Source organism: Pseudomonas sp. BTN1 (assembly GCF_001907715.1).
Taxonomy (GTDB): domain Bacteria; phylum Pseudomonadota; class Gammaproteobacteria; order Pseudomonadales; family Pseudomonadaceae; genus Aquipseudomonas; species Aquipseudomonas paracarnis.
The window spans coordinates 60,975-70,469 of the sequence record NZ_MPBM01000043.1; the positions used below are offsets into that span (position 1 = coordinate 60,975).

General features: G+C 50.2%; 7 protein-coding genes. 6 read left to right on the top strand and 1 reads right to left on the bottom strand.

Features of this window, described 5'->3' with window-relative positions; all coding sequences use genetic code 11:
- Positions 1–42 precede the first annotated feature (42 nt).
- From BMH52_RS21385 to BMH52_RS21410, 6 genes are all read left to right on the top strand, one after another.
- Positions 43–1,287 carry an efflux RND transporter periplasmic adaptor subunit gene (locus BMH52_RS21385; protein ID WP_024073370.1) on the top strand — a complete coding sequence of 415 codons (1,245 nt, stop codon included), beginning with the start codon at positions 43–45 and terminating at the stop codon, positions 1,285–1,287.
- A gap of 24 nt (positions 1,288–1,311) precedes the next feature.
- Complete coding sequence (locus BMH52_RS21390) at positions 1,312–4,464, top strand: CusA/CzcA family heavy metal efflux RND transporter (RefSeq protein WP_024073371.1); 3,153 nt, start codon at positions 1,312–1,314, stop codon at positions 4,462–4,464.
- A 149-nt stretch (positions 4,465–4,613) separates the two neighbouring features.
- A complete protein-coding gene (locus BMH52_RS21395) occupies positions 4,614–4,940 on the top strand; it encodes a DUF2790 domain-containing protein (protein WP_019818112.1) in 327 nt (108 codons plus the stop codon).
- A 789-nt stretch (positions 4,941–5,729) separates the two neighbouring features.
- Positions 5,730–6,149, top strand: coding sequence for a GtrA family protein (locus BMH52_RS21400; RefSeq protein ID WP_024073372.1), 420 nt, complete (start codon positions 5,730–5,732; stop codon positions 6,147–6,149).
- Positions 6,115–7,098, top strand: coding sequence for a glycosyltransferase family 2 protein (locus BMH52_RS21405; RefSeq protein ID WP_024073373.1), 984 nt, complete (start codon positions 6,115–6,117; stop codon positions 7,096–7,098). The genes BMH52_RS21400 and BMH52_RS21405 overlap by 35 nt, the downstream gene beginning before the upstream one ends.
- Positions 7,092–8,531: a glycosyltransferase family 39 protein gene (locus tag BMH52_RS21410; RefSeq protein ID WP_019818109.1), complete on the top strand. Its 1,440-nt coding sequence runs from the start codon at positions 7,092–7,094 to the stop codon at positions 8,529–8,531. The genes BMH52_RS21405 and BMH52_RS21410 overlap by 7 nt, the downstream gene beginning before the upstream one ends.
- Positions 8,532–8,718: 187 nt before the next feature.
- Here BMH52_RS21410 and BMH52_RS21415 read toward each other — a convergent pair whose 3' ends face one another.
- Positions 8,719–8,949, bottom strand: coding sequence for a hypothetical protein (locus BMH52_RS21415; protein ID WP_019818108.1), 231 nt, complete (start codon positions 8,947–8,949; stop codon positions 8,719–8,721).
- Positions 8,950–9,495 lie beyond the last annotated feature (546 nt).

Consider the following 9,495-nt stretch of genomic DNA (forward strand, 5'->3'; position numbering starts at 1 on the left):
CGTCTTTGAATAAGCCGGTACCTAAGATCAGCAGGAGTAGCAATGGATAACAAACGCAAGATCGCGCTCGCGGTAATCGCTGTGGCAGTCCTCGGATTTGGCAGTTTCGCCTGGAACTCCAGTTCCGAGCAGCCTCCAGTCAGTAAGGCCGAACATGGCACTGAAGATGGCCATGAGAGAACTGCTGTAGCACCTGCTAAAGACGGGGGGGATGAAGGTCACGGTGAGGAAGGCCACAGCGAAAATGCCAATGAGGAAGAGGGCAAGATGACGCTTAGCGCCGAGCAGATTGAGGCTGCGGGCGTCGTTCTGGAAGCAGCTGCTCCCCGTGAGATTAGCACTATTGTGACTTTTCCTGGCGAAATACGGTTTGATGAGGACCACACCGCACATGTGGTACCTCGCGTTCCTGGAGTTGTTGAAAGCGTTCAGGCGAACCTGGGCGAGTCGGTCAAGAAGGGCCAAGTCCTTGCGGTGATTGCCAGTCAACAGATCTCGGATATGCGCAGTGAGCAACAAGCTGCACAGCGACGTGTTGAGTTGGCACGCTTGACTTTTGACCGCGAGAAGCAGTTGTGGCAGGACAAAATCTCCGCCGAGCAAGATTACCTTCAGGCGCGACAAGCTTTGCAAGAAGCTGAAATATCACTGGCCAACGCTAAGCAAAAGGTCGGAGCAATCGGCGCTTCGGTCAATTCTGCAGGCGGTAACCGCTATGAACTGCGTGCGCCTTTCGACGCAGTTGTAGTGGAAAAGCACCTGACCGTCGGTGAGGTGGTCAGCGAGGCAACCAATGCTTTCATCCTGTCCGATCTTAATCAGGTGTGGGCAACTTTCGCGGTTCCTCCTGGCGATCTCGGAAAGGTCGTGACTGGCCGCTCGGTAAAGGTTTCTTCTCCTGACATGAAGGCTGAGGTCGAGGGCAAGGTGGGTTACGTAGGCAGCCTTTTGGGCGAGCAGAATCGTGCAGCGCCCGTCCGTGTCACTCTGACCAATCCCAATGGGGCCTGGCGACCGGGGCTGTTCGTGAGCATCGCAGTCACGTCACAAACTGATCAAGTTGCTGTAGCTGTTCCAGAGTCAGCGGTGCAGACCGTCGAGGAAAAAACTGCAGTTTTCGTGAGGACCACTGAGGGCTTCGACACTCGCAGGGTAACTCTAGGTCGCCGTGCCGGTGGCTATGTGGAAATAACCGAAGGCCTCCAATCGGGTGCCCAAGTGGCAACCAGTGGCAGCTTCACGCTCAAGTCTGAGCTTGGCAAAGCGTCTGCCGAGCATGGCCACTGATGCGAATTTACAGGATGATTTCTTATGTTTGAACGTATCATCAGATTCGCCATTGAGCAGCGCATCGTAGTAATGATCGCAGTTCTAATCATGGCCGGTATAGGTATCTACAGCTACCAAAAACTGCCCATTGATGCGGTGCCTGATATCACAAACGTCCAGGTGCAGATTAACACTGGCGCCCCTGGTTACTCGCCGTTGGAAACCGAACAGCGGATCACGTTTCCAGTTGAAACGGCCATGGCCGGTCTTCCGGGCCTTCAGCAAACCCGATCCCTATCTCGCTCCGGCTTGTCACAGGTCACCGTGATCTTCAAAGACGGTACTGACATCTTTTTTGCCCGCCAACTCATTAACGAGCGTTTGCAGGTTGCAAAGGAACAGTTGCCAGATGGGGTCGAGGCCGTCATGGGGCCTGTATCCACCGGGCTTGGTGAAATCTTCCTGTGGACCGTTGAAGCGGAAGATGGCGCACTCAAAGAAGATGGTACTCCTTACACTCCCACCGACCTGCGAGTGATCCAGGATTGGATTATCAAGCCGCAGCTGCGCAACGTCCCTGGTGTTGCCGAGATCAACACCATCGGTGGCTTCGCCAAGCAGTTTCTGATTGCGCCGGACCCGAAGCGGTTGGCTACCTACAAGCTGACACTTAATGACCTGGTAGTTGCATTGGAAAGCAACAACGCCAACGTGGGCGCCGGTTACATCGAGCGTAATGGTGAGCAGTTGCTCATTCGTGCGCCGGGTCAGGTAAGCAATATCGAAGATATTGCCAACATCGTAATTACCAGTGTAGATGGCACGCCGATTCGCATCAGCAACGTTGCTGAAGTCAGCATCGGTAAAGAACTGCGAACGGGGGCTGCTACTGAGAATGGTCGCGAAGTAGTACTCGGTACCGTATTTATGCTGATTGGTGAAAATAGTCGTACAGTGTCCCAAGCTGTGGCCACCAAATTGACCGACATCAACCGCACCCTGCCGAAGGGCGTGGTTGCTGTGACCGTTTATGACCGTACCAACTTGGTTGAAAAAGCCATTGCGACGGTGAAGAAGAACTTGGTGGAAGGCGCGATTCTGGTAATTGCTATTCTCTTCCTGTTCCTCGGCAACATCCGCGCAGCACTGATCACCGCAATGGTGATCCCGCTGTCCATGCTATTTACCTTCACAGGTATGTTCAACAACAAGGTTAGTGCAAACCTAATGAGTTTGGGAGCACTCGACTTTGGCATTATTGTAGATGGTGCCGTGGTTATAGTAGAAAACGCGATCCGCCGACTGGCTCATGCGCAACACAAGCATGGTCGCATACTCACCAAAGCAGAACGCTTCCATGAAGTCTTTGCCGCTGCAGGTGAAGCTCGCCGGCCACTGATATTTGGCCAGTTGATCATCATGGTAGTGTATCTGCCGATCTTCGCCCTAACCGGCGTCGAAGGAAAAATGTTCCACCCCATGGCATTCACTGTCGTAATGGCGCTGCTGGGGGCAATGATTCTTTCCGTAACCTTTGTTCCTGCTGCTATCGCCATGTTCATCACTGGCAAGGTCAAGGAAGAGGAGGGCGTGGTAATGCGCACCGCCCGACAGCGCTATGAGCCGATACTGCAATGGGTTCTTGGGCACCGGAACATTGCGTTCTCGGCTGCAGTAGCTCTGGTCGTACTTAGCGGTATACTTGCAAGTCGTATGGGTAGCGAGTTCATTCCCAGCCTTAGTGAGGGCGACTTTGCGATGCAGGCTATGCGAGTGCCCGGAACGAGCCTTACTCAGTCCGTCGAGATGCAACAGCGCCTGGAGAAAGCGGTAATAGCGCAGGTCCCAGAAGTAGAGCGGATGTTCGCACGCTCGGGTACTGCAGAAATCGCATCTGATCCAATGCCGCCTAACGCCTCTGACGCCTACATAATGCTTAAGCCTCAGGATCAGTGGCCAAATCCCAATAAGCCTCGTGATGAGCTGATCGCTGAGGTGCAGAAAGCCGCAGCAGGTGTCCCGGGAAGCAACTATGAGTTGTCCCAGCCGATCCAGTTGCGTTTCAACGAGCTGATTTCGGGCGTGCGTAGTGACGTTGCGGTGAAAGTTTTTGGCGATGACATGGACGCGCTCAACAGCACCGCCAACAAAATCGCGGCATCGCTTAAAGCGGTACCGGGCTCATCGGAGGTCAAGGTTGAGCAGACTTCCGGCCTTCCTGTGTTAACCATCAACATCGACCGCGAAAAAGCAGCACGCTACGGTTTGAACATCGCGGATGTGCAAAACTCAATTGCTATTGCTGTGGGTGGCCGCCAGGCAGGTACATTGTATGAGGGCGATCGTCGGTTCGATATGGTGGTGCGACTGCCTGAGACCGTGCGCACTGACGTAGCGGGTATGTCCAGCTTGCTGATTCCTGTGCCTGCTAATGTTGCTCAGGATGCTAATCAGATAGGGTTCATTCCTCTGTCCCAAGTCGCTAATCTTGACTTGCAGTTGGGCCCGAACCAGATCAGCCGCGAAAATGGGAAACGGCTGGTAGTAGTTAGTGCAAACGTTCGAGGCCGTGACCTAGGCTCGTTCGTTGAAGAAGCGACTAAGTCGCTGGCTACTGTGCAGATCCCAGCAGGCTACTGGACTACCTGGGGTGGCCAGTTTGAGCAGTTGCAATCAGCAGCCAAGCGTCTGCAGATCGTTGTTCCAGTCGCATTGCTTCTGGTCATGACACTGCTGTTCCTGATGTTCAACAACTTGAAGGATGGCATGCTGGTCTTCACCGGAATTCCATTCGCACTCACCGGCGGTGTAGTTGCACTGTGGTTGCGGGATATCCCGCTGTCTATCTCGGCGGGAGTTGGCTTCATTGCGCTGTCCGGTGTGGCAGTTCTAAACGGCCTGGTTATGATTTCTTTTATCCGCGGGCTGCGGGAGGAAGGACGTACCCTCCGGCAAGCGGTAGATGAAGGCGCGTTGACACGGTTAAGGCCCGTTCTGATGACAGCCCTAGTCGCATCCCTCGGATTTATCCCGATGGCTCTCGCAACAGGTACCGGTGCTGAAGTTCAGCGGCCACTGGCGACAGTGGTGATTGGCGGGATTCTTTCGTCTACCGTGCTTACTCTGTTGGTGCTTCCTGCTCTGTATCAATGGGCACACCGCAAAGATGATGATGGTGATGAAGCGGGTAGCTGATAGCCCATAACAGAAGCCCACAGCAACGTTGTGGGCTTTTCATTCTGGATATTGTTGTCACCTTTCAAAATTGTAAGTTTACCGTCATGCCGGTGATGCCTGTGAGTTGATAAGGTTACTCCCAATAAGATTGATATTGAGAGGACCTTATGAAAAAGCTTATCATTGCGGCAGCCCTAGCTGTTTTGCCTATAGTTTCACAAGCTACTACGTTTTCCGAAAAGAAGCAGTTGCAATATATTCAGGAACATCAGAACGCCGTGGCTAGCTATGCGGCGAAAAATAATAAGCCAATACCAGAGATTCAGGACTACAAGTATGGAATGAAGATTGATGTTGCAAAATTTGTGCGTCAGTCCCAGGATCCCCGTACTTGCGAGGTGTATCAACGGTTGATGACCTACGAAGACTCGCGGGGTGAGCTTAATACGATTCGTTATTCTTTGTTTTCCCAATGTGTCAACAACAAAAATTGAATGCATCGATAGGATTTTTAGAGGCCATAGAAAAACGCCAGGCGATGCCTGGCGTTTTCTATGGTCCTTGACATGTTTTAACCAAAGATTGTCAGTCCTTGCCCCCCTCCCCAAAAGTAAGTCAAGTCCAGCTAAAAAATTTAGGCCGGCGAATTTGCACTCAGAAGCAGCGAATTTTGAAAAAAACTGATTTCTGTGACATCCAGGCAAAGCATGAGCACTGACTCAGTCGAAGTGCGGCTTGATAAGGGTGTTTATTGGAAAGTTTATAATTGGCTCGGGGCTTAGGCTTACTTAAAGACTTAACTCCGGATAATTGCTTTAGGTGAGTCCTCAGGCTTTGAACGAAAAACGAAAGTCGATGGTGTGGCAGCAAGTTCTGGGTCGTACTAGCTTGCTACCCAACCAAAAATAAACACTGAATATATGGGCTTAGCTCGACGACACGTACGTTTAGCAGGTTGCTTCTTGTTTAAACTGATGGGCGCTCGTGAGAAAATGGATCACTGGTTGGTAAGTTGATACTTAATTGGTGTAATTATTGGTGTCGTTACTGGTTTTCATGTTTTGAGAAAGTGCTTAATTGTCCAAGATCTAAAGTGCCATCATGTATATGCTCTTATCAGAATTGTAATCTCTGGATCATGCTAGAGTTATTTGTTCAGTTTATTATTAGGGTTTTTTGGTGTTTGTTGGGTGGCACAGCTATTGTCGAGGTGCTGCATTATTTAGTTCTGAAATTACATGCAGTTCACTTTTTTTTCACTTCGGGTTGTTTAGTCTTTGTAGATGGAAAATACAAGCATGTCGATCATAGCTTTGCTTATTCGTTATCTAGGCATTGGATTCGTAGCAACCGGGGGGCACTATTTTGTATTTCTCCTGCTTATTGTAAATGGAGTTACTGATCCAGTGTTAGCCAGCGTTGGCGGAGGCGTGATAGGCGCTATTATTAGCTATATTGGTAATAGAAGGCTCAGTTTCGTGGCGACGGGAATTTATAAGCTTCAACCTATCAGGTTTGTACTTGTCTCGTTGGCAACTAATATCGGTAATGGTGTAGGTATGTGGGTTCTGATTAAATTCAATCTCTCACCGCTTGTCTCTCAGATTTTAGTGACTTTAACCCTAACTGCGCTCGGATTCACTGCGCATCGTTTCTGGACATTCAATCATGCGGACATCACATCGGCTTTCCGAACGCGCTGACCCCTTGTTAACAATAGTGGTTCCTTGCTTTCAAGAAGAGCAAACCATTCCGGAATTTCACAAGCGCATCACCAGAGTTGTAAAGCGCCTGCCTGTTTCGTGCGAGATTCTCTATGTCGACGATGGTAGTAGCGATCAAACTGCAGACCTACTTCGACACTATCAAGATGGATCAAATGTACGATGCCTGTTCCTAAGTCGGAACTTCGGAAAAGAGGCTGCGTTAAGTGCAGGGATCGACCATGCACGCGGTAGCGCATTGATCTTCATTGATGTCGACCTTCAGGATCCACCTGAACTCATCTCGAGTATGGTATATCATTGGCAGATGGGTTACGACGTTGTGAACATGCAACGCGACTTGCGAACTGGCGACTCCTGGCTAAAACGCACGAGTGCACGTAGCTATTACTGGATCATGCAGCGCCTGGTGGAGAAAGTTGATCTTCCGGTGGATGTCAGTGACTTCCGTCTGATTGGTCCTGCTCCATTGGCCGCCTTAAGAGCGCTGGACGAACGCTCCAGAATTCTTAAGGGTTTGATCGGCTGGGTAGGCTTTCGCACCATTGAGTTACCCTACAATCGCACTTCCCGTCATGCCGGCAATACCAAGTGGAACGCCGCTAGCCTGCTGGACCTAGCCATCGAAAGTATTCTCAGCTTCTCCCGCAAGCCGCTTCGTATATTCAGTCTCATTAGCTTCAGTTTCTTTGTCTCCAGCATCTGCTACCTGCTCGCAGTACTGGTAGCAGGCTCCTTTGACATCCATCACCTGCTTGTCGGAATTGCTTCATTCATGTGCGTGGGTGTTGCACTGGTGGGCGAGTACGTAGGCGTAACGCTCGCGGAGGTCAAACGCCGCCCCCTTTATTTTCTAAATAGTAATAATGAAGCGCGACCCATGACTATTCATCCTCCGGCTTCCTCACTCGAGGGTAAGAAATGCTGAATTTGAAAAGCGAGCGAACATTGTGGTTCATCCTGAGTTCGATTCTGCTTTTGCGTCTCCTGGGGCTGGGCGTATATCCCCTGATGGATACCTCTGAAGCACGCTACGCTGAAATGGCACGCAAGATGGTTGAACTGAGTGACTGGGTGACTCCGATGTTCGATTACGGAGTTCCATTTTGGGGCAAGCCACCGCTGTCTTTCTGGACCCAAGCGGCGAGCATGACGGTATTCGGCACCAATGAGTTTGCTGCTCGATTCCCAGCCTGGTTTCTCCACTTGGCAAGCTGCTTCATCATCATCAGGCTCGCGACACAGGAGGTATCGCGCAAGGCGGGCATTTGGGCAGCCATCATCTTTTCCGGCACGGCGCTGGGCTTGGTGTCCAGTGGTGTTGTGCTGACTGACCCCGTTTTATCGTTCTCGATCCTGTTGGCCAGCTATGGTTTCTGGCGTTGGATGAAGTGCGCAGGCAAAGGGGATGCCTACCTTATGTTCTTAGCTCTCGGCTTGGGCCTGCTTGCTAAAGGGCCACTGACCTTGGTACTGATGGGCGCGCCAGCATTTTTTTGGATCGTCATCTACAAGCAATGGAATCGGGTATTGAGGCTTCCTTGGGTAACGGGGATTGCTCTCATGTTAGGTATATCAGTGCCTTGGTACATTGCAGCCGAAATGAAGACGCCGGGTTTCCTTGAGTATTTTTTTGTCGGCGAGCACTGGAGCCGATATGTTGTAAGTGATTGGGCCGGGGATCTCTACGGGAGTGCTCACGCCAAGCCCTACGGCACCATATGGATTCAGCTTGGCTTAGCGTTGCTTCCTTGGACTTTCTTTCTACCCCTCGTTATTAGCAGGCGTGGGACGATGCAGCGCTTCGATGTATACCTTTGGCTTTGGGCATTGGCGACACCTGTTTTCTTTACTTTCTCTGGTAACATTCTCTGGACCTATCTTCTTCCTGCTCTGCCTGCATGGACGCTACTCCTTGCCGAATGTATCAGCGAAGTGGGCAGAAAGACTGCTTGGGCTGCTGCAGCGAGCGCTCTGATGCTGCCAGTCGCGGGCGCCGGTATTATCTATAACGGTGTGCTTGAGGATCGTCCTCAGAACCAGCGAGATTTAGTGCAGGCCTGGCTGGATGTGCAGTCGTCTCAATCGGGCCCCCTGATTTATCCTGGCCGCCGCTCGTATTCGTCGGAGTTTTATAGCCGGGGAATGTCCAAAAGCATCAAAGATCCTGACAAGTGGCCTCGCGACAGATCGTTCTACCTTTCCAGGCGTTTGCGCGACAGCGATTCTGATCTACCTGTAGACGTTGGTTGCAAAATAATCACTGAAACGAACGCGAGCCAACTGCTTCTATGCCGCTGGAAGGACACTGCACAGGATGGTGAAAATATTCTAGGAGATAGTGCTACTGGCTCCCGTTGAAAGTAAGAGCCCGGCGAAGAGAGTATTTAAATTTCTAGCTGCTTTTCAGTTTAAAGTGAATAATCCATCTCAGGATTTATCTTTGATGCTGAAAAATTATTTAATAAGTACAATTAGGGAGAGGTTGCTAAAAAGCCAGATATTAATCTGGCTTTTTGTCGATGGCTTTGATCGTGTTAATTGTTTTTTACTGTCTCTTAGTTGTCGACTTGCTGCTAATGCCCTTAGGTTCTTTCTGTTTTTCTTGAGCAATTTTCTGCTTACTTTTCTCCGATACATCAGGACCCCATAGACGAGCTTGCTCGGCTCGGAAGTTATCTTTGAAATTTTTGGTTCGCTCGAAACCGTCTTCAGCAAAAGCGGAACTCATAAATCCAGTCAGTACGATACCAATAGAGAGGAGTTTTATGAATTTCATTGTGCCCTCGATGTTTACTAGGTCTGCTTAACTAGCAGCCTTTGTGGTTTGATAGTTTAGGATTTTGAAGCTAACAGCAGGGTGAGGGAATCATTACAATTTCGTAATTTATGCGTTTGGTGAAACGGTATAAATTTTGTGTTTGTGAAAGCTCCGAAGCAGGCTATTTTTCTTTCATAACCTTTAATGTGATATCTAAGCCATTGATGTTTTTGGATTTTTTGCCACTAGTGGAAGCTAGCCATAAACGATCTAAAGACTGTGTAGCAGCGATTGGATATTTTTGTTTACGCATCGAAGCTAACGGCTAGATTAGCTGGCATCTCAAATGCGGCGCCGTTGGCGGTTAGTCAAACTGGCTGTCGAATTTTTTTGACTCCGTCTGTGGTTCACTCAGAGGGGCGTGAAAGAGTTTAAGGCGGGGGTGGCGGGGCATGACGAGAACGACAGCGTATGTGTGGACCTTGATCGACACATTTCGGAGTAGGCTCCCCACCCCTATCAAACAGTCGAGACAACAACCACAACAAAAACGGACGCCCACAA